At 67.5% G+C, this 18,353-nt stretch carries 17 protein-coding genes and 1 pseudogene; 3 read left to right on the top strand and 15 right to left on the bottom strand.

Translation table 11 applies throughout. The features are described from left to right. Positions 1 to 82: 82 nt before the first annotated feature. Positions 83 to 1,585: an HNH endonuclease signature motif containing protein gene (locus tag AC4ELH_RS09660; protein WP_448446578.1), complete on the top strand. Its 1,503-nt coding sequence runs from the start codon at positions 83 to 85 to the stop codon at positions 1,583 to 1,585. Between the two features lie 129 nt (positions 1,586 to 1,714). Here AC4ELH_RS09660 and AC4ELH_RS09665 read toward each other — a convergent pair whose 3' ends face one another. The 4 genes from AC4ELH_RS09665 to AC4ELH_RS09680 form a co-directional block, all read right to left on the bottom strand. Further along, positions 1,715 to 3,964 (bottom strand): molybdopterin-dependent oxidoreductase, encoded by a 2,250-nt coding sequence (locus AC4ELH_RS09665; RefSeq protein WP_498884258.1) that lies wholly within the window; start codon positions 3,962 to 3,964, stop codon positions 1,715 to 1,717. A gap of 90 nt (positions 3,965 to 4,054) precedes the next feature. After that, positions 4,055 to 4,543, bottom strand: a complete 489-nt coding sequence (nusB, locus tag AC4ELH_RS09670) for a transcription antitermination factor NusB (protein WP_498884260.1) — start codon at positions 4,541 to 4,543, stop codon at positions 4,055 to 4,057. A 2-nt stretch (positions 4,544 to 4,545) separates the two neighbouring features. Beyond that, on the bottom strand, positions 4,546 to 5,109 hold the full coding sequence (gene efp, locus AC4ELH_RS09675; protein WP_029107488.1) for an elongation factor P: 564 nt from the start codon (positions 5,107 to 5,109) through the stop codon (positions 4,546 to 4,548). A gap of 24 nt (positions 5,110 to 5,133) precedes the next feature. Then, the gene (locus tag AC4ELH_RS09680) at positions 5,134 to 6,219 is read right to left on the bottom strand and encodes an aminopeptidase P family protein (RefSeq protein ID WP_064960464.1); all 1,086 of its coding nucleotides are present in this window, start codon (positions 6,217 to 6,219) and stop codon (positions 5,134 to 5,136) included. A 33-nt stretch (positions 6,220 to 6,252) separates the two neighbouring features. On the opposite strand from AC4ELH_RS09680, the gene AC4ELH_RS09685 reads away from it, so the two are divergent. Next, entirely contained in the window at positions 6,253 to 6,822 is a 570-nt protein-coding gene (locus AC4ELH_RS09685) for a B-4DMT family transporter (protein WP_064880459.1), read from the top strand. 56 nt (positions 6,823 to 6,878) lie between these two features. Here the strand turns inward: AC4ELH_RS09685 and aroB are convergent, their stop codons facing one another. From aroB to AC4ELH_RS09740, 11 genes and pseudogenes are all read right to left on the bottom strand, one after another. After that, positions 6,879 to 7,958: a 3-dehydroquinate synthase gene (gene aroB, locus AC4ELH_RS09690; RefSeq protein WP_064929967.1), complete on the bottom strand. Its 1,080-nt coding sequence runs from the start codon at positions 7,956 to 7,958 to the stop codon at positions 6,879 to 6,881. Between the two features lie 193 nt (positions 7,959 to 8,151). After that, positions 8,152 to 8,670, bottom strand: a pseudogene (locus AC4ELH_RS09695) (shikimate kinase); the annotation flags it as partial. Continuing rightward, complete coding sequence (gene aroC / locus AC4ELH_RS09700) at positions 8,670 to 9,878, bottom strand: chorismate synthase (protein ID WP_064887074.1); 1,209 nt, start codon at positions 9,876 to 9,878, stop codon at positions 8,670 to 8,672. The pseudogene AC4ELH_RS09695 and the gene aroC, both read right to left, overlap by 1 nt. 61 nt (positions 9,879 to 9,939) lie before the next feature. Next, entirely contained in the window at positions 9,940 to 10,302 is a 363-nt protein-coding gene (locus tag AC4ELH_RS09705; protein WP_064887066.1) for a hypothetical protein, read from the bottom strand. An 82-nt stretch (positions 10,303 to 10,384) separates the two neighbouring features. After that, a complete protein-coding gene (locus AC4ELH_RS09710) occupies positions 10,385 to 10,810 on the bottom strand; it encodes an A24 family peptidase (protein WP_448446568.1) in 426 nt (141 codons plus the stop codon). A gap of 51 nt (positions 10,811 to 10,861) precedes the next feature. Continuing rightward, positions 10,862 to 11,740 (bottom strand): LLM class flavin-dependent oxidoreductase, encoded by an 879-nt coding sequence (locus tag AC4ELH_RS09715; protein ID WP_448446566.1) that lies wholly within the window; start codon positions 11,738 to 11,740, stop codon positions 10,862 to 10,864. Positions 11,741 to 11,764: 24 nt separating this feature from the next. Continuing rightward, positions 11,765 to 12,580, bottom strand: coding sequence for a shikimate dehydrogenase (locus AC4ELH_RS09720; protein ID WP_448446564.1), 816 nt, complete (start codon positions 12,578 to 12,580; stop codon positions 11,765 to 11,767). Next, positions 12,570 to 13,814 (bottom strand): endolytic transglycosylase MltG, encoded by a 1,245-nt coding sequence (locus tag AC4ELH_RS09725; RefSeq protein ID WP_064887063.1) that lies wholly within the window; start codon positions 13,812 to 13,814, stop codon positions 12,570 to 12,572. The genes AC4ELH_RS09720 and AC4ELH_RS09725 overlap by 11 nt, the downstream gene beginning before the upstream one ends. Further along, positions 13,807 to 14,325 carry a Holliday junction resolvase RuvX gene (ruvX, locus tag AC4ELH_RS09730; RefSeq protein ID WP_055113549.1) on the bottom strand — a complete coding sequence of 173 codons (519 nt, stop codon included), beginning with the start codon at positions 14,323 to 14,325 and terminating at the stop codon, positions 13,807 to 13,809. The genes AC4ELH_RS09725 and ruvX overlap by 8 nt, the downstream gene beginning before the upstream one ends. A gap of 4 nt (positions 14,326 to 14,329) precedes the next feature. After that, positions 14,330 to 17,020, bottom strand: a complete 2,691-nt coding sequence (gene alaS / locus AC4ELH_RS09735) for an alanine--tRNA ligase (RefSeq protein ID WP_448446562.1) — start codon at positions 17,018 to 17,020, stop codon at positions 14,330 to 14,332. Between the two features lie 108 nt (positions 17,021 to 17,128). Beyond that, a complete protein-coding gene (locus tag AC4ELH_RS09740) occupies positions 17,129 to 17,518 on the bottom strand; it encodes a secondary thiamine-phosphate synthase enzyme YjbQ (protein WP_110777841.1) in 390 nt (129 codons plus the stop codon). 127 nt (positions 17,519 to 17,645) lie between these two features. Between AC4ELH_RS09740 and AC4ELH_RS09745 the strand changes: the two genes are divergently transcribed. Continuing rightward, positions 17,646 to 18,266 carry an antibiotic biosynthesis monooxygenase gene (locus tag AC4ELH_RS09745; RefSeq protein ID WP_498884265.1) on the top strand — a complete coding sequence of 207 codons (621 nt, stop codon included), beginning with the start codon at positions 17,646 to 17,648 and terminating at the stop codon, positions 18,264 to 18,266. Positions 18,267 to 18,353 lie beyond the last annotated feature (87 nt).

Raw genomic sequence — 18,353 nt, forward strand, 5'->3', positions numbered from 1 at the left:
CCTCAATGATCTACCTCTGCCTCGGCGGCCTGAACCCTCAACTACCCACAAGAACATGAGGAGTAGCACTAGTGTTCGATACATGAAGGTCGGGTTGGCGCAGAACCGGGGCGCGGCACAGACCGCGTTGGCCGACCACCTGGCCGCGACCACGACGCTCCTCGATGTCGATTTCACCGGGTTCGACACTGCGGAGTTACTGGCTATCCAGTCCGAGCGCGAGCGGCAGGCCCGCGCGCAGGCGACGGTCGATCACCGCATCCAGTCGGCGCTGACGGCTCGGACCAGTCCACGCGAGATCGGCGGAAAGTCATGGACTGACGTCCTTGCCACCCGGATGCGGATCAGCCGCAAGGAAGCCTCGCGCCGAGTGGCCGCGGCCGCAGATCTCGGGCCCCGATATGGCCTCACCGGCGAGGTGTTGGAGCCCACGCTGCCTGCATGCGCGGAGGCGCTTCGGTCAGGGTCGATCAACACCGAACACATCACGATCATCCGCCACACGGTGGCGGAAGCGGAAAAGTACGTCGGCCCAACCGAACTCGCCTCCATCGAGTCGGACCTGGTGGCCGCGGCGACCCGCGACACTCCCGAAACCCTCAAGGCCGCTGCCGACAAACTTCTGTACCTGCTGAACCAGGACGGCGATAGTCCCGATGTCGCAGCACACCTGCGTGGGCTGCGTATCGGCAAACAAGATGCCGACGGACTGGTGCACGTGCAGGGCTGGCTGGACCCCGAGACTGCGTCGTATCTGACCACCGTCACCGGCGTGTGGGGCGCACCGGGCATCAACAACCCCAATGACCCACAACCGGTCCACAACCCGACACCCAACCCACTGGACATTCCAGATGCCCCCGATGCCGAGGCCGCTGACGTTGAAGCCGAGCCCGAAGCGGCTGCCGCCGGCACCACCGCCACATCGCCAGACCAGCATGCTCAGCAAGAGCAGCAGGCCGCCGCCGACCGCGACACGCGAACCCAGGCGCAACGCAACCATGACGCACTCAAAGCCGCGCTGCGCGAACTACTGATGTCCAAACGGCTGGGCCAGCACGGTGGCCTCCCGGTCACCGTGGTCGTCTCCACCACCCTGGCCGAACTGGAAGCCGGAGCCGGCATCGCCGTCACCGGGGCGGGCATCCGGATGCCGATGACAGACCTCCTCCGGCTGGCATCGCACAGCTACCACTACCTCGTCGTCTACGACCACCACACCGCCGAACCGCTCTACATGGCCCGCACCAAACGATTGGCCACGAAAGCGCAGCGGCTCCTGCTCTACAACCGAGACCGCGGATGTACCCGCCCGGGTTGCACCGCACCGGCAGACTACTGCGAGGCGCACCATGCCAAAGCCGACTGGCGACACGGCGGACGCACCGACGCCCCCGCCCTCGCCCTGAGCTGCGGTCCTGACAACCGCCTCGTCGGACTGGGCTGGACCACCAGCGTCGACCCCGACACCGGCCGCATCCACTGGCATCCACCGCCGCTGATGGACACCGGCCAAGACACCCTCAACCACCACTTCCACCCCGAAGAACTATTGATACCCCCGGACGAAGCCGCTGACGGGTAGAACCGGCCCGCTTATCGCAACCACGCTGACGCACAAAGTGATTGAGTCCGCGGCTCGTCCCTCGCCGCTAGATCGTCGTCCGGCTGGGCCTGACTTGCCGCACTCCTCAGCGCAGCTCGTCCCTCGCCGCTAGATCGTCGTCCGGCTGACTGTCACCGGGATGCCATTGAGCGCACCATTACCGGACGGCTCGTCGATGAAATCCGGCAGCGACAGGATGTTGGTGTTCACCCCGGGTGCGGCGTTGGCGACGCCGAGTCGGGTACCGGGCTGGCCGTGTCCCCAGCCGTGCGGCATGGACACCACACCGGGTTTGATCGCGTCGGTCACCTCCACGGGCACCACGATCTTGCCTGCGGTCGACGCCACTTCTGCGGCGTCGCCGTCGGAGATACCGCGCTCGGCGGCGTCGCGGCTGTGCATCAGCAGGGTGCACCGGTCTCGGCCCTTCATCAGCGAGCCGACGTTGTGCAACCAGGAGTTGTTGGAGCGCAGATGTCGCCGGCTGACCAGCACCAGATCGTCGGAGGCGCGATCCAGTCGCTCGGCCAACCGGGGCAGGTCGTCGAGCAGGTATTGCGGTGCAATCCGGATCTTCTTGTCAGAGGTGCCGAGCACCTCGGGCACCCGGGGCACCATCGGGCCGAAGTTGATTCCGTCCGGATGGGACTTGAGCTTCTCCAATGTCAGGCCGTCCGGGTTCTCGCCGTACCGGTCGCCGAACGCGGCGGTCCGCAGCGTCAGATCGAGCATGCGTTCCGGCCCGCCGTGGTCGTAATGCTTACGGATCTCGGCGCCGTCGAGCCCCTGGGTGAAGCACAGGTAGTCGAACCAACCGTCGTCGAGCGCGGCGACGTCGACGTCCTCGGCCGCAGTGCCGGTGCACAACCCGGTCAGCCGGATCAGGATCTCCCATTCCTCGGGAGCATCTGGGTCTTCGCGATGGAACACCGGCGGCGAGTAGCGCGCGAAGCTGTTGATCGCCGCACCCAGCAGCAGATCGGCGGAATGGGGCTGCTCCAGCGCCGAGGCACCGGGCAGGATCACATCGGCGTGCTTGGTGGTCTCGTTGAGCCACAGATCCACCGAGATCATCGCGTCGAGCTGCGGCAGCGCCTCGTCGAGCTTGTCGCCGCCCGGAGTGGACAGCACCGGGTTTCCGGCGACCGTGATCAGCGCCTTTAGTTGCCCCTCGCCGGGAGTGACGATCTCTTCGAGCATGCACGACACCGGGACCTGGCCCATCACCTCTTTGGCTCCGCGCACACGAGTGCGGTAGCGGCCGAAGTTCGGCGCCCCGTCCTCCAGGCCCGGGATCGGCTGACTGGTGACGGTCCACGCGGTCGGGGTGGCGAACATGGAGCCGCCGGGAGTGTCGAAGTGGCCGGTGACGATGTTGACCACATCCACCAGCCAGCTGGCCAGGCTGCCGAACTCCTGGTTGCAGGTACCGATCCGGCCGTAGACCACTGCGCGCGGTGTGCCCGCCAGTTCACGGGCCAGACCTCGAATCCGCTCTGCATCGATACCTGTTGCGGCAGAGACTTTTTCGGGTGACCATTCGGCCACCACCTGTTGCAGCGTCGACACCCCGTCGAGGTGGCGCTCCAGGTCGCCGAGGTTGACCAGGTCTTCGTCGAACACGGTGTGGACGATCCCGAGCAGCAGTGCCGCATCGGTGCCGGGCGTGATCGGCAGCCACTCGTCGGCCTTGGCGGCGGTGGCGGTGCGCACCGGGTCGATGACGATCACCTTGCCGCGCTTGCGGATACCGCCGATGATGCCCATCACGTCAGGCGCGGCCAGCAACGAACCCTGTGACGCCGCGGGATTGGCGCCCATCACCACCAACAGATCGGTGCGCTGGATGTCCGGGGTCGGGAATGCCCACCAACTGCCGTACATCAGGTGCGACGAAAGATTCTTCGGCCACTGGTCGATGGTCCCGGGCGAGTAGGTGATCGGCATCCCGGACAGGCCGAGCAGGACAGCCGAATAGCGCGACAGTGAGAACGAGTGCGCCAGTGGGTTGCCGGTGTACGCCGCGACCGCACCGACGCCGTACTTCTCGATGACGGGCGCGAGCAGTTCGGTGCAGCGGCGGAACGCGGTGTCCCAGTCGACCTCGTGCCACTGGCCGTCGATCTTGATCATGGGCCGGCGGATCCGGTCCGGGTCGTCGTGCAGCGCGGCCAGCGACGCGCCTTTCGGGCAGATGTGCCCCGCGCTCCACTCGTCGGACTTGTTGGGCCGGACGCTCGCCACCAAACCGGCGGAGACCTGAATCTCCAAGCCGCACATTGCCTCACACAGCGGGCAGGCGTGGAGATGCAGGCCGTCCTCGCCGATATCCGCGATACTTCCCGGCTCATGTCCCATCAGCGGCCTCCGATGTTGTTACGTGTGACCACACACGTAACAACATCGTGGCACCGAACGACGCCGGTATCCCGTTGTTCGGGACAGCTACTACTGCTCGGGGCGATCCTGAGCCGCGCCCTGCACGGCCGCGGCGGCAGCCCGGATCTGCGGGGTCACCAGCATCACCTGCCCCAGAACGCCATTGACGAAGCCGGGTGACTCATCGGTGGACAGCTCTTTGGCGAGCTCGACGGCTTCGTCGACTGCCACCGGCTCGGGAACGTCCTCGGCATGCAGCAGCTCCCAGACGGCCACCCGCAGGATGGCCCGGTCCACGGCGGGAAGTCGCTCCAACGTCCATCCCTGCAGATGCGCCGAGATGAGTTCGTCGATGTGGGCGGAGTGCTCGGTGACGCCGCGCGCCACCGACACCGTGTAGGGGTTGAGCGGGGTGACGTCGGGCTGATCCTCGGCCAGCGCGGCACGGCCGTCGGCCACCGCCTCCGGCGTCAGACCGCGGGCCTCGGCCTCGAACAGCAGGTCGACGGCGCGCTTGCGGGCCTGGTGACGGCCCCGGTCGCCACGGCGATCAGGCATGCTCAGCCATTCACGCGGCCGAGGTAGCTGCCGTCGCGGGTGTCGACCTTCAGCTTGTCGCCGGTGTTGATGAACAACGGAACCTGGATCTCGGCACCGGTCTCCATGGTGGCGGGCTTGGTGCCGGCGCTCGAGCGGTCACCCTGCAGGCCCGGCTCGGTGTGGGACACCTCGAGCTCGACGGACACCGGCAGTTCCAGGTACAGCGGAACACCGTCGTGGAAGGCGATCTGCACGGGCAGGCTCTCCAGCAGGAAGTCGGCCAACCGGCCGACCAGCGCCTCGGACAGGGGATGCTGGTTGAAGTCTTCGGAATCCATGAAGACGAAGTCGCTGCCGTCGCGGTACAGGTAGGTGGCGTCGCGCCGGTCGACGGTCGCCGTCTCCACCTTCACGCCGGCGTTGTACGTCTTGTCGACGACCTTGCCGGACACCACGTTCTTCAGCTTCGTCCGCACGAAGGCCGGACCCTTGCCCGGTTTGACGTGCTGGAATTCGACGATCTGCCACAGCTGTCCGTCGATCTGCAGGACGAGCCCGTTCTTGAAGTCGGCAGTCGATGCCATGAGGGTGTAGCTCCTAAGCTTTTGTCACAAAATGGCCAGTTCCTTGGGGAACCGGGTAAGCAGGTCGGGTGCCGACTCTCCGACGACCAGGGTGTCCTCGATCCGGACACCGCCGCGATCGGGCAAGTAGACACCAGGCTCAACGGTGACCGCAGAGCCAGCAAGCAGTGTACCGGCGGCAGCGGCATTGATTCCCGGCGCTTCGTGGATCTGCAGCCCGACACCGTGTCCGAGTCCGTGGCCGAAGTTGTCGCCGTACCCGGCATCGGCGATGACCTGGCGTGATGCGGCGTCCACCGCGCTCAGCGACACTCCCGGGGCCAACGCGTCGCACCCCGCCTGCTGCGCGGTGGCCACCAGCCCATAGATGTCGCGCTGCCAGTCGGCCGCCGGGCCCAGCACGAACGTGCGCGTCATATCGGAGTGGTAGCCGGCGACGAGCGCACCGAAATCGATCTTCACGAAGTCACCCGCGGCCAGCACCGCATCCGTGGGCCGGTGGTGCGGGATGGCGGAATTCGCGCCCGCCGCCACGATCGTCTCGAACGACGGGCCGTCGGCGCCGTGATCGAGCATCAGGGCCTCCAGCTCGTTTCGAACCTCGCGCTCGGTGCGGCCGGGACGCAGGCCACCACGCTCAAGCAGGTCCATCAGCGCCGCGTCGGCGGCCTCACAGGCCAACCGCAGCATCGCGATCTCCCCCGCGTCCTTGACCTCACGCAGCGCCTCGACCGTGCCCGCCGCGCGGATCCACTCGACCGTGTCGCCGGCAGCCTTCTTCAGCGCCGCATAGGCGTCCACGGTCACCACATGGCTCTCGAAACCCAACCGCAGGGCACCGGCGCGGGCGGCGCGCCCGGCCAGATGCGACCCACATGCCCGCTCGATGACCACTTCGGCGTCCGGAGACTGCTGCGCGGCCTGCGTGCGGTAGCGCCCATCGGTGGCCAGCACCGGCACGACATCCTCGGCGAGGATCAGCAGGGCCGCATTCGACCCGGTGAATCCGGACAGATAACGCACGTTGACCAGGTCAGTTACCAACATCGCGTCCAGACCCCGCTCGGCCAGTCGACGCCGCAGTCGGTCCCTGCGCTGGGAAATAGTCACGGTCTGTGACGCTACTCGCTACAGTGTGCCCCCATGAGCAAGTGGTTACTGCGCGGAGTGGTGTTCGCAACAGCGATGGTCATCGTGCGCTTACTGCAAGGAGCACTGATCAACGCCTCGCCGGGTAATGCCACCTGGTTCAGCCTGGGCCTGGTCACGTTGTTCGGAATCGGCGTGCTGATCTGGGGCCTTCTCGACGGCCAGAGCGACGCGCGCGCCAATCCGGATCCGGATCGTCGTGCCGACATGGCGATGACCTGGCTGATCGCCGGCCTGTTCGCCGGCGTCGTCAGCGGCGCCGTGGCGTGGTTCATCGGCCTCTTCTACAAGAGCCTCTACACCGACGCGCTGCTCAACGAGGTGACCACGTTCGCGGCGTTCACCGCCCTGCTGACGTTCCTGCTCGGCGTGGCAGGCGTGACGGTGGGCCGCTGGCTGGTGGACCGCAAGGCTCCCCCGCAGCCCCGCCAACGTCACCACGGCCTGGCCGCAGAAGACCGCGCCGACACCGATGTGTTCGCCGCCGTGAGCGCCAACGGCGCCACCGAGAGCACCGACGACACCACCCAGGCCATCGAGTACCCCGAGCAGCCCAAGCAGTAGCCGGTCCGCTGCCCACAAGGGCAGAACGAGAATTCAGTCGCGAGTGGCGCGGGCGATCAGGCCCGCGCCACTTCTGCGTATGCGGCCGCCAACAGTGACGGATCCGGGCCTTCCAGCCGGCCCGGCTTGGCGAGCCCGTCGAGCACGACGAACCGCAGCACTCCCGAGCGGTTCTTCTTGTCGCCCGCCATGTAGTCCATCAGCTGGGGCAGCGCGTCGCCGTCGTAGCTGACAGGCAACCCGAGTGCGGTCAGCACCGAGCGGTGCCGCTCGGCGGTCTTGTCGTCGAGACGGCCGGCCAACCGGCCCAATTCGGCCGCGAACACCAATCCGACCGACACGGCGGCGCCGTGGCGCCACTTGTACCGCTCGCGGCGCTCGATGGCGTGTGCGAGGGTGTGGCCGTAGTTGAGGATCTCGCGCAACTGCGATTCGCGCTCGTCCGCAGCAACCACCTCGGCCTTGACCGTGATGGCCCGACGGATCAGTTCGGGCAGGACGGTTCCGGATGGATCCAGGGCCGCTTCCGGATCGGCCTCGATCAGATCGAGGATCACCGGGTCGGCGATGAAACCGGCCTTCACGATCTCCGCCATACCGGCGATGATCTCGTTGCGCGGCAAGGTCTCCAGCGTTGCGAGGTCCACGAGGACCGCTGCCGGCTGATGGAACGCGCCGACGAGGTTCTTGCCGGCGTCGGTGTTGATCCCGGTCTTGCCACCCACCGCCGCGTCGACCATGCCGAGCAGCGTGGTGGGTACGTGCACGATGTCGACACCGCGCAGCCAGGTGGCCGCAGCAAAGCCCGCGACGTCGGTGGCCGCTCCCCCACCGAGGCTGACGACGGCGTCCTTGCGGCCAATACCGATGCGCCCCAGCACTTCCCAGATGTAGCCGACGACGGGCAGCTCCTTGCCCGCCTCGGCATCCGGAATCTCGATGCGGTGAGCATCAATTCCCTTGTCTGCCAGGTGTTGCCGGACAGCTTCGGCGGTCTGGGTCAGCACGGGCTGGTGCAGGATCGCCACCTTGTGACGGCCCTCGAGCGTGTTTCCCAACTCGCCGAGCAAGCCGGTTCCGATGATGACCGGGTAGGGCCGGTCCACCAGTACCTCGACGATTACCGGGTCAGTCATCATGTCGCTCCGCGTTGCGAGCGGCCAGGGCCGCGGGGGTGGGTATGGCTGCAGATTCAGTATTGGAAGAAGTGGACGGGGTCTTACCGCCCGTGGCCTCGGAACCCGACGAGGACTGCGAGGAAGCCGCACCACGCCGCCACGGCGGCCGACGCCGGCGCCGCTTGGTGGTCCGCGCCGAGGGTTGGGACTGTTTCTGGGGCTGCGGGTTTTCCAGTCGCGTGACAATGGTGCGCACGACCGCGCCGGGATTGCGACGGTTGGTGTTGATCCGCATGGTCGCGACGCGACGGTAGAGCGGCACCCGCTCGGACATCAGGGCGCGGTACTTCTCGGCCCGGTCGGGCCCGGCCAGCAGGGGACGGACGGTGGAACCACCGGTTCGGCGGACCCCCTCGGCGGCGCTGATCTCCAGGTACACGACGGTGTGCCCGGCAAGGGCCGCTCGCACTCCCGCGGTGGTCACGGCGCCGCCGCCCAGAGACAGCACACCGTCGTGGGTGGCCAGCGCCGAGCGGATGACCTCTTCCTCGATACGGCGGAACTCTGCCTCGCCGTCGGTGGCGAAGATGTCGGCGATCGTGCGGCCGGTGGTCTCCTCGATTGCGGCGTCGGTGTCGAGCATCGTGAGGTTCAGCGCCTTGGCCAGCCGGCGGCCGATCGTCGACTTGCCCGAACCTGGCAGGCCGATCAGTACCGCCTTGGGGGCCATCAGCCCAGGGCCTGCGCCGCCGGCTCGCGCTCGGCGACGGCCCGCAGGTAGGCGTCGATGTTGGCGCGGGTCTCGGTCAACGAGTCCCCACCGAACTTCTCCAGCACCGCGCGGGCCACCACGAGCGCCACCATGGTCTCCACCACCACACCGGCGGCAGGCACCGCGCACACGTCGGACCGCTGGTGAATGGCGACGGCCTCTTCACCAGTGGCCATGTCGACGGTGGCCAGCGCCCGCGGGACGGTCGAGATCGGCTTCATCGCGGCGCGGACCCGCAGCGCCTGGCCGTTGGTCATGCCGCCTTCCAGACCTCCGGCCCGGTTGGTCGAGCGCAAGACCCCGTCGGGGCCGGGGTACATCTCGTCGTGGGCGACGCTGCCTCGCCGGCGCGCGGTCTCGAAGCCGTCGCCGATCTCCACGCCCTTGATCGCCTGGATGCCCATGACTGCGGCGGCCAGTTGGCTGTCGAGTCGGTTGTCACCGCTGGTGAACGAGCCCAACCCGATCGGCAGACCCGCGACGACGACCTCGACGACGCCGCCGAGGGTGTCACCGTCCTTCTTGGCGTCCTCGATCTCGGCGATCATCGCGGCCTCGGCGTCCTTGTCGAAGGCCCGGACCGGGCTGTCGTCGATCGCCTCCAGGTCGGAGAACTGCGGCGGAGGTCCGTCGTAGGGCTTTGACGCGCCGATGGAGATGACGTGCGAGACGACCTCCACGCCGAGCGCAGCTCGCAGGAAGGCACGGGCCACGGTGCCGGCCGCCACGCGCGCCGCAGTCTCGCGGGCGCTGGCGCGTTCCAGCACGGGGCGGGCATCGTCGAAGCCGTACTTGAGCATGCCCGCGTAGTCGGCATGGCCCGGTCGCGGACGGGTCAGCGGGGCATTGCGCGCTGCACCTTCTGCGGCAAGCTCGGCTTCATCGACCGGGTCCGGAGACATCACCGTCTCCCACTTGGGCCATTCGGTGTTGCCGATCTCGATGGCGATCGGCCCGCCCAGGGTGGTGCCGTGACGCACCCCGGCCAGCATGGTGACCTGATCCTTTTCGAACTTCATCCGGGCACCCCGGCCATAGCCGAGTCGACGACGCTTGAGCTGCGCCCCGATCTCCTCGGAGGTGATGGGCACGCCGGCAACCATCCCTTCGAGCATGGCCACCAGGGCGCGGCCGTGGGATTCACCAGCTGTGGTCCATCGCAACACGGCTGTCATTCTCCCACGTCGGGGTTTGCCTCCCGAAATCCGTGGTCACTCGTGACACGACCTACCGCTGTTGCGGCTGCTGCGATCCGTTTTGGTGCCGGCCGTACTGGTACCACCACTGTGCGTAGGCCTGCGCCTGTTCGACTTCCTTGCGCAGGGTGGACCGCGCACCCGCGTTGCTCAGCAACGAGAGCCAGTTCATGAACAGGATCGACAGGAAGCTCCACCAACCCAGGACGAGATTGTGCCGCTGGGCGCTGGTCAACGCGGCCTCGCACTGTTCGGCGGTTCCGGTCACCACGCGGGTCTGGTTGAACCACAAGACCAGCAGACCGGTGTGCCGAGTCGTCTCCACTCGGAACACCGGGACCGTGGGCGGCGGCGGATACTGCGGCGCGGCCTGCTGCCAGTGTGGTTGTGACACGCGAACCCCCCGGGACGACTGATTACCGGTGATGAGCGTAACCACGGAATTCGCGGGTCATTCGCACCAATTCGGCCGTCGGCTACACCAGCACCAGAGCGACCGCGACGGCACTGGCCGCGCACATCGACGGTCCGTGCGGCACGGTGCGGATACCACGCATGGCTGCCCAGAGGGCCAGGCCCGCGGTGAGCAGGGGTGCGGCCAGCGCGGCGAGCAGCCACACATCGATACCGAACGCACCGGTCATCGCCCCCATCCCGATGGCGAGTTTGACGTCTCCCCCGCCCAGCGACCGGGGCGCCACCAGGTGCATCACCAGATACAGCACAGACAACGCCAGCGCCCCGGCCAGCGCGGCGCCACCGCGCCCGGCCACCGCCGCCACAACCGTGATCAGTACCGCGCCCGGCAGTGTCAGCCAATTCGGCAGCCGGCGTTCCCGGACGTCGTAGCCGCTCAGTGCAAGGAGCCAAACCACCACGACGGCGGCTATCCCTACCCCCATCAGTCGAGGCTAAGCGCGGCCGCCGGCCCACCAACGCGCTTCTTTTGCGGGTCATCCCGCGCGCAGCGCGGTCCCCACCGCACCCGCCGTTTGGGCGAAGCTGTCGAAATCGACGTCTGACCCCAACGGCTGGAGCACCACGGTCTGGGCGGCGTAACCGGCGATACCGGCGACGATCTGGTCGACGGATCCGGCGACGCCGTATCCGGCTGCCAGACCACGCTTGGCGGCCTCCTCGTCGAGACGTCGCCGTCCGTCCGCACCCGGAACACACGCCAGGTACTGCACAGCCGCGAATTCCGTCGCACTGTCCCGCTCGGCCAGCCCGGCAGCGACATGACCGAGCGATTCACCCGCAGAGTCCGGCGTGTTGGTGCTGTCGATGATCACACCGTCGGCGATCTCGCCGGCGAGCCGCAGCGTCTTCGGCCCGGTACCGCCGATGAGCAACGGAACGCGTTGAGGCGGAACCCAATCCAGTTGCACATCATCGAGATGCACGAAGCTGCCGCCGGTACTGACCGATTGGCCGGCGAGCAGTCGCCTGAGCGCAGTGTGGTATTCGCGCAAGAGCGTGAGCGGTGACGGCACCGCGGCCCCGGCCTGGCGCATCCAGGCCTGCACGCCGTGACCGATACCCACCCGGACGCGGCCGGGGTAGACCGTGGCCAGGGTCGCGAGCTCCATCGCGGTGGACACCACGTTGCGCAACGGTGCCGGGAGCACGCCGATCCCCACGGTCAGCGTGTCGCTGCAGGCGAGCGCAACCGCGGCCTGCGCGATGCCGCCCTGCATGAAACAGTCTTCCCACAGCCAGAGTTCGTCGATACCGGCTCGTTGTGCGGCAGCCGCGGTGCGGGGCAGGCTCTCGGGTGAGCGGTCGGGTCGGAACACCACACCGACACGGGGCGGTTGGCCTGTCTGGATCATGTTCGCCACCCTACGAGCGAGGGCTCAGCCCAGTGCGGCGCGCATCGCCTCTTCGGGAGCGGGCATCCCGGTGAACTGTTTCACCTGAGCGAAGGCCTGGTTCAGCAGCATCTGCAGCCCGTTGATCGCCTCGCCGCCCGCCGCCTCGACAGCTTTGGCCAGTGGCGTGGGCCACGGATCGTAGATCGCGTCGAGTACGCGCGGCACTCGAGCCAGCTTGTCTGCGTAGGCCGCTGCCGCGTCGGCCGGAATGGTGCTGACTGCCGAGTCCGCGCCGGCCACCGCATCGGTCAGAGCTGCACCGCCGATGTCACACCAACTGCTGTGCGCCCCACAGCGACCGGCCAGATCGACCAGCCTCGAGGCCTTACCCTCGTCGCGCGCCACGATGGTGATCTGCTGCACGCCGAGTTCGGCCAGGGCGACCACTGCGGCCGGGGCAGTGCCACCGGATCCGATGACCAAAGCCGAGTCGCCGGCCGTGCCGAGCGCTCCGGTGACCCCGTCGACATCGGTGTTGTCGGCTCGCCAGCCACCGGTCGGCATCCGGACCAGGGTGTTGGCCGAGCCCACCAGCTGGGCGCGGTCGGTGCGTTGATCGGCGAATTCCAGGGCAGCGAACTTGCCGGGCATGGTGACCGACAGCCCGACCCATTCCGGGCCGAGCGCGCCGACGAGGCCCGGCAGTTGTTCGGCGGTGCACTCGATGCGCTCGTACGTCCACGACGTCAGCCCCAGCGCCCGGTAGGCAGCGAGGTGCAGCTGCGGCGAGCGTGAGTGCGTGATCGGCGAGCCCAGGACGGCCGCGCGCCGGTCTCCGCTGTCTGACCTACCTGGCACTGTCGAGGACACCGTTGTGCTGCGCCTGTTCGATGTTCGCCAGATGCTGGTCGTAGTCACGGGTGAACAGCGTGGTGCCCTGCAGGTCGATGGTCACGAAGTACAACCAGTCCCCTGCCGCCGGATGCTCGGCCGCGGCCAGTGCGTCAGTGCCCGGCGAGCAGATCGGTGTCTGCGGAAGCCCTTGACTCATATAGGTATTCCACGGAGTCGTCTTGGCGCGGTCGTCATCGGTGGTCGCCACTTCCTGGCGGTCCAGCGGGTAGTTCACGGTCGAGTCGAACTCCAGCTTGCGGTGTTCGGCCAGCCGGTTGTAGATCACCCGGGCAACCTTGTCGAAGTCCTGTGGCTTGGCTTCGCGTTGCACCAGGGATCCAACGGTGAGGATCTGATACGGCGACATCTGCATGGCCGCGGCGGTGTCGAGCAGACCGCTCTGGGTGTAGACGGTGGCGCTGCCGCCGATCAGGGTCGAGAGGATGTCCTGCGGTGTCCCCGCGGGGTCGACATTCCAGGTGCCGGGCGCGATCAGCCCCTCCAGCCGCCGGTGATCGTTGGGCATCGCCGCAACGGGAGCAGCCGCCCATTCGGGTACCGCCAACGCGGCCGCCGGTGCCGATTGCGCAGCGGCCCGGAGCTCATCGACCGGCACACACCGCTTCTCGCCGTCGAGTTCGACGCAGGAGGCCTGGGAGATCAGCGTGAAGATGCCTTCGGTGACGGCCTTGGTCTTCACATCGGCGGTGTCGTCGAGCTGGCGCCCCTCCGGGATGGTGAGTTTGCCCACCCGGTTCTCCGGATCAGCCAGGCGTTCAACGGCATTGGCCGCCGGAATCTCGGTACGCAACTTGTAGAACCCGGGCTGGATCGCCGAGATCGCCTCATTCTTGTGGGCTGCCTCGACGAACACCTTGACCGTGGCGACCACCTTCTTGTCCTGCAAGGTCTTGGCGATGGCTGTCGTTGAATCGCCGTCGTGGACCTGGATGACGACATCGGCAACCCCGTCGCCCGCATAGTCGCCGGAGCTGCCGGACATGCTGTGCCACAGCTTGGACCCCAGGAACACCGCACCGATCACCACCATGATGAGCACGGCGAGAGAGAAGCCCCTGGTGGTGCGTCGCTTCCGGTCCTTGCGGGCTTTGCGGGCCCGCTCGGCCTTGCTCAGCCCGCGGCGCGGTGGTCCGACCACCTCGGGCTTGGCCTTGTCGGCACCCCACTTCTCAGCCATCCATGCCCTCTCCGCGCGCAGCCAGAGCCGCACGCCGCTGATCCAGCCAGGACTGCAGAATGCCAACCGCAGCGGCCTGGTCGATCATCGCCTTCTGTCCCTTTGCCCGAACGCCCGCTTCGCGCAAAGACCGTTGCGCCGACACAGTAGTGAGCCGCTCGTCAGCCAACCGCACCGGTATCGGAGCGATCCGGCGGGCCAGCAGATCCGCGAGTTCGATGGCGTCGACGGCCGAGCTGCCGGCCCGGTCGGCGAGCGTGCGCGGCAGTCCGACGACGACCTCGACGGCCTCGTACTCGCCGATCAGCGCCACCAGTCTGCGCAGATGTTTGCCCGACCGGTCGCGCTTGTCCCGCTGAACGGTCTCGACCGGGGTCGCCAGTATCCCGTCTGGATCGCAACTGGCCACACCGATCCGCACGGTGCCGACGTCGACGCCGATGCGCCGGCCACGTCCGGGGTCATCGTCCCCTGGGCGGTCCGGTAGCCGGTCGTCGACCGTGTCGGACACGAAGCTAGCCCCGGCCGATCTCGGCGCGCAGCGCGGCCAATGCCGCGTCGATACCCGCCGCCCCCTTACCGGAACCTTGTGCCATGTCCGCCTTGCCGCCCCCGCGGCCGTTGACCGCCGCGCCGAACTGCTTCACGAGTTCGTTGGCGCGCAGGCCGAGATCCTGAGCAGCCGGGTTGACCGCCACCACGAACGGCACCGCGTCGTCCTCGCCCTCGGCGATCAGCGCAACCACGCCCGGGTCCGAGCCGAGCTTGCCCTTGATGTCGCCGACCAGGCTGCGCAGGTCACCGGCCGACATGCCGCCGGCCATGCGTTGGGCGACCACCCGTACCTTGCCGATGGTCTCGGCGCCAGCAGCGGCATTGGCCGCCGCGGCCCTGGCGTTGGCCAACCGGGCCTTGTCGAGTTCCTTCTCGGCGGCCTTGAGACGTTCCACCAGGTTCGCGACGCGAGCCGGCACCTCTTCGGAGGGCACCTTGAGCGACGAGGCCAGCCCGGCCATGAGGGCCCGTTCCTTGGCCAGGTGGCGGAAGGACTCCAGCCCTACGTAGGCCTCGACCCGGCGCACACCCGAGCCGACCGAGGATTCACCGAGGATGGTCACCGGGCCGATCTGGGCCGAGTTGTGTACGTGCGTACCACCGCAGAGTTCCAGTGAGAACGGGCCGCCGATCTCGATCACCCGGACCTGGTCCGGGTAGTTCTCGCCGAACATCGCCATCGCGCCCATCGCCTTGGCCTTGTCGAGCGCGGTGACGAACGTGTTCACCTGGTAGTCGGCCTCGACGGCCTCGTTGGTGACTTCTTCAATCCGGGTGCGCTGGTCTTCGGTGAGCGCGCCCTGCCAGTTGAAGTCGAACCGCAGGTAGCCGGGCCGGTTCAGCGAACCGGCCTGAACGGCGGTGGGGCCCAGCACCTGTCGCAGCGCGGCGTGCACCATGTGGGTACCGGAGTGTCCCTGCGTGGCACCGCGACGCCACTTCGGATCGACGGCGGCGGTGACGGTGTCGCCCTCGACGAACTCTCCGGACTCCACGTTGATCCGGTGCGCCCACAGGGTTTTGGCGATCTTCTGCACGTCCGTGACGGCGGCCTTCGCAGCGCCCGAGGCGCCTGTGCCGGTGATCGCACCCTCGTCGGCGATCTGGCCGCCGGCCTCGGCATAGAACGGCGTGCGATCCAGGATGAGTTCGACGCGATCGGCGTCCAGGCCTTCGTGGGTCACCACGGGCACCCGCTTGCCGTCCACGAAGATGCCGAGAATCCTTGCTTCAGTGGACAATTCGTCGAAGCCGGTGAACTCGGTGGGCCCGGCGTCGACCAGCTCGCGGTATGCGGACAGATCGGTGTGGGCCTGCTTGCGCGCGGCGGCATCGGCCTTGGCGCGCTGACGCTGCTCTGCCATCAACGACCGGAAGCCCTGCTCATCCACGGAGAGGCCGGCCTCGGCGGCCATCTCCAGCGTGAGGTCGATCGGGAAGCCGTAGGTGTCGTGCAGGGTAAATGCGTCGTCGCCGGACAGCTTGGAGGCTCCCGCGCGCTTCGTCTTGGCGGCGGCGTCGTCGAACAGCTTCGAGCCGGCGACGAGGGTCCGGTTGAACGCGGTCTCCTCGGCGACGGCGATCCGGTTGATGCGCTCGAAGTCGGTGACCAGCTCCGGGTACGACGGGCCCATCTCGTCGCGCACCGTGGACATCAGCCGGCCCATGATGGGCTCCTCGACGCCGAGCAGTTTGGCCGCGCGGATGATGCGGCGCAGCAGGCGGCGCAGCACGTAACCGCGGCCCTCGTTGCCGGGGCTGACCCCGTCGCCGATGATGATGGCCGCGGTGCGGCTGTGGTCGCCGATGATGCGGTAGCGGACGTCGTCCTCGTGGTTGCCTGCGCCGTATCCGCGCGGGGCGATCCCGGCGACCAGATCGATCACCGGACGCACCAGGTCGGTCTCGTAGACGTTGTCCACGTCCTGCAACAGGCACGCGATGCGTTCGACGCCCATACCGGTGTCGATGTTCTTGCGCGGCAGCGGGCCGAGGATCTCGAAGTCGTCCTTCGAGGTGCCCTCACCGCGCTCGTTCTGCATGAACACGAGATTCCAGATCTCGATGTAGCGGTCCTCGTTGGCCTCCGGCCCGCCCTCGATCCCGTATTCGGGGCCGCGGTCGTAGTAGATCTCCGAACACGGGCCGCACGGCCCGGGGATGCCCATCGACCAGTAGTTGTCGGCCATGCCGCGGCGCTGGATGCGCTCGAGCGGCAGCCCGGCGACTTCCTGCCACAGTTGGATTGCCTCGTCGTCGTCCAGATAGACCGTTGCCCACAGTCTTTCCGGGTCGAATCCGTAGCCACCCTCACTGACCGGGTTGGTCAGCAGGGTCCAGGCCAGCTCGATGGCGCCCTTCTTGAAGTAGTCACCGAACGAGAAGTTGCCTGCCATCTGGAAGAACGTGTTGTGCCGGGTGGTGATGCCCACCTCGTCGATGTCAGGGGTCCGGATGCACTTCTGCACGCTGGTGGCGCGGTCCCACGGCGGGGTGCGGGCACCGAGGAAGTAGGGCACGAACTGCACCATGCCGGCGTTGACGAACAGCAGGTTGGGGTCGTCGAGGATCACCGAGGCACTGGGCACCTCCGTGTGGCCTGCCTTCACGAAATGATCGAGGAAGCGCTTCCTGATCTCGTGTGTCTGCACGTTGCTCGTGTCCTCGTGTTCGTGGGTGGCTGGGGTTGCGCAGGCAACTACCAGTTAGACCGCTTTACATTACCGTTCTGCGCGTTCACCCCGAAAAGGCGACGAACGTCACGCCCCCAGAAAGCTCAGCCGCACGTGGCGCTGCGGGTTGTCGCGGTTCAGATCGACCAGCACCACGCTCTGCCAGGTTCCCAGGAGCAGGCGGCCCGCCTGGACCGGCAACGTCACCGACGGTGACACCAGCGCAGGCAGCACGTGATCTGCGCCATGGCCGAACGAGCCGTGGCTGTGCCGGTAACGGTCGTCGCGCGGCAACAACCGTTCCAGGGTATCGAGCAGATCGTCATCCGAGCCGGCACCCGTCTCGATGATGGCCACGCCCGCGGTGGCGTGCGGCACGAACACATTGCACAGGCCGTCACGGTGAGCGCCGCAAAACTGCCGTACCTCGTCGGTGAGGTCGACGATGCGACGCCGCGAGGTGTCCACGTCGATCATGCCGGTGTCCATCTGCCCAGCCTACGAGGCACACGCCGACCCATTGCCACCTCCGGCGCACCAGAGGATGGTGGTAGTGGAACCGGTGGCGCCACCGGGGCGCCGCCCTGGCAGGAAGGGGTGGATCGTGTTCGCACGTTCAACCACGATCGCGGCGCGCACCAAGGCGATCGACGCCGGCATCACCCATGTCCGCGACGAGGTGATGCCTGCTCTCGACGATGTCGACGGCTGCATCGGCCTTTCGCTGATGGTGGACCGGGAATCAGGCCAGTGTGTCCTCACGACGGCGTGGCGGTCCGAAGAGGCCATGCATGCCAGTGCCGCCGCGATAGCGCCGATGCGCCATCGGGTGGTGGAAACGTTCGCCGGCACTGCCACGGTCGACGAATGGGAGATCGAAGTGGTTCACCGCGAGCAGTACTCCGGGCCGGGCGCCTGTGTGCGGGCGACGTGGCTGCGAACCCGCCCCGAACTGTTCGACCGGGCCGTGGACTTCTACCGGAGCTCGGTGTTGCCTGCGATGGAAGACCTCGAGGGCTTCTGCAGCGCCAGCCTCATGCTCGACCGCGGATCTGGTCGGGCAGTGTCCTCGGCCACCTTCGAGAGTGCCGCTGCGATGGACCACAACCGCGATCAGGCCAGGGCGTTGCGCACCGCCCGCCTGCGCGACCTGAGCGCCGATCAGATCGATGTCGGCGAGTTCGAACTCGTGCTGGCTCACCTCCGGGTACCCGAGATGGCCTGACCGAGAACGCGTCCAGAATTGACGGCACCGTTTGGACGGTGATCGCCCGGGGTATCTCCCCTCCAGCCCAACACAGCCCTGGAGGAG

It is taken from the genome of Mycobacterium shunyiense (assembly GCF_058270075.1).

What these genes read in the sequence shown, in the direction of transcription:
- AC4ELH_RS09665 (WP_498884258.1), bottom strand. Translation starts at nt 3,964, where the DNA reads ATGGGACATGAGCCGGGAAGTATCGCGGATATCGGCGAGGACGGCCTG.
- AC4ELH_RS09725 (WP_064887063.1), bottom strand. Translation starts at nt 13,814, where the DNA reads ATGGCTGAGAAGTGGGGTGCCGACAAGGCCAAGCCCGAGGTGGTCGGA.
- AC4ELH_RS09715 (WP_448446566.1), bottom strand. Translation starts at nt 11,740, where the DNA reads ATGATCCAGACAGGCCAACCGCCCCGTGTCGGTGTGGTGTTCCGACCC.
- aroB (WP_064929967.1), bottom strand. Translation starts at nt 7,958, where the DNA reads ATGACTGACCCGGTAATCGTCGAGGTACTGGTGGACCGGCCCTACCCG.
- nusB (WP_498884260.1), bottom strand. Translation starts at nt 4,543, where the DNA reads ATGCCTGATCGCCGTGGCGACCGGGGCCGTCACCAGGCCCGCAAGCGC.
- efp (WP_029107488.1), bottom strand. Translation starts at nt 5,109, where the DNA reads ATGGCATCGACTGCCGACTTCAAGAACGGGCTCGTCCTGCAGATCGAC.
- AC4ELH_RS09660 (WP_448446578.1), top strand. Translation starts at nt 83, where the DNA reads ATGAAGGTCGGGTTGGCGCAGAACCGGGGCGCGGCACAGACCGCGTTG.
- AC4ELH_RS09685 (WP_064880459.1), top strand. Translation starts at nt 6,253, where the DNA reads ATGAGCAAGTGGTTACTGCGCGGAGTGGTGTTCGCAACAGCGATGGTC.
- AC4ELH_RS09740 (WP_110777841.1), bottom strand. Translation starts at nt 17,518, where the DNA reads ATGATCGACGTGGACACCTCGCGGCGTCGCATCGTCGACCTCACCGAC.
- AC4ELH_RS09710 (WP_448446568.1), bottom strand. Translation starts at nt 10,810, where the DNA reads ATGGGGGTAGGGATAGCCGCCGTCGTGGTGGTTTGGCTCCTTGCACTG.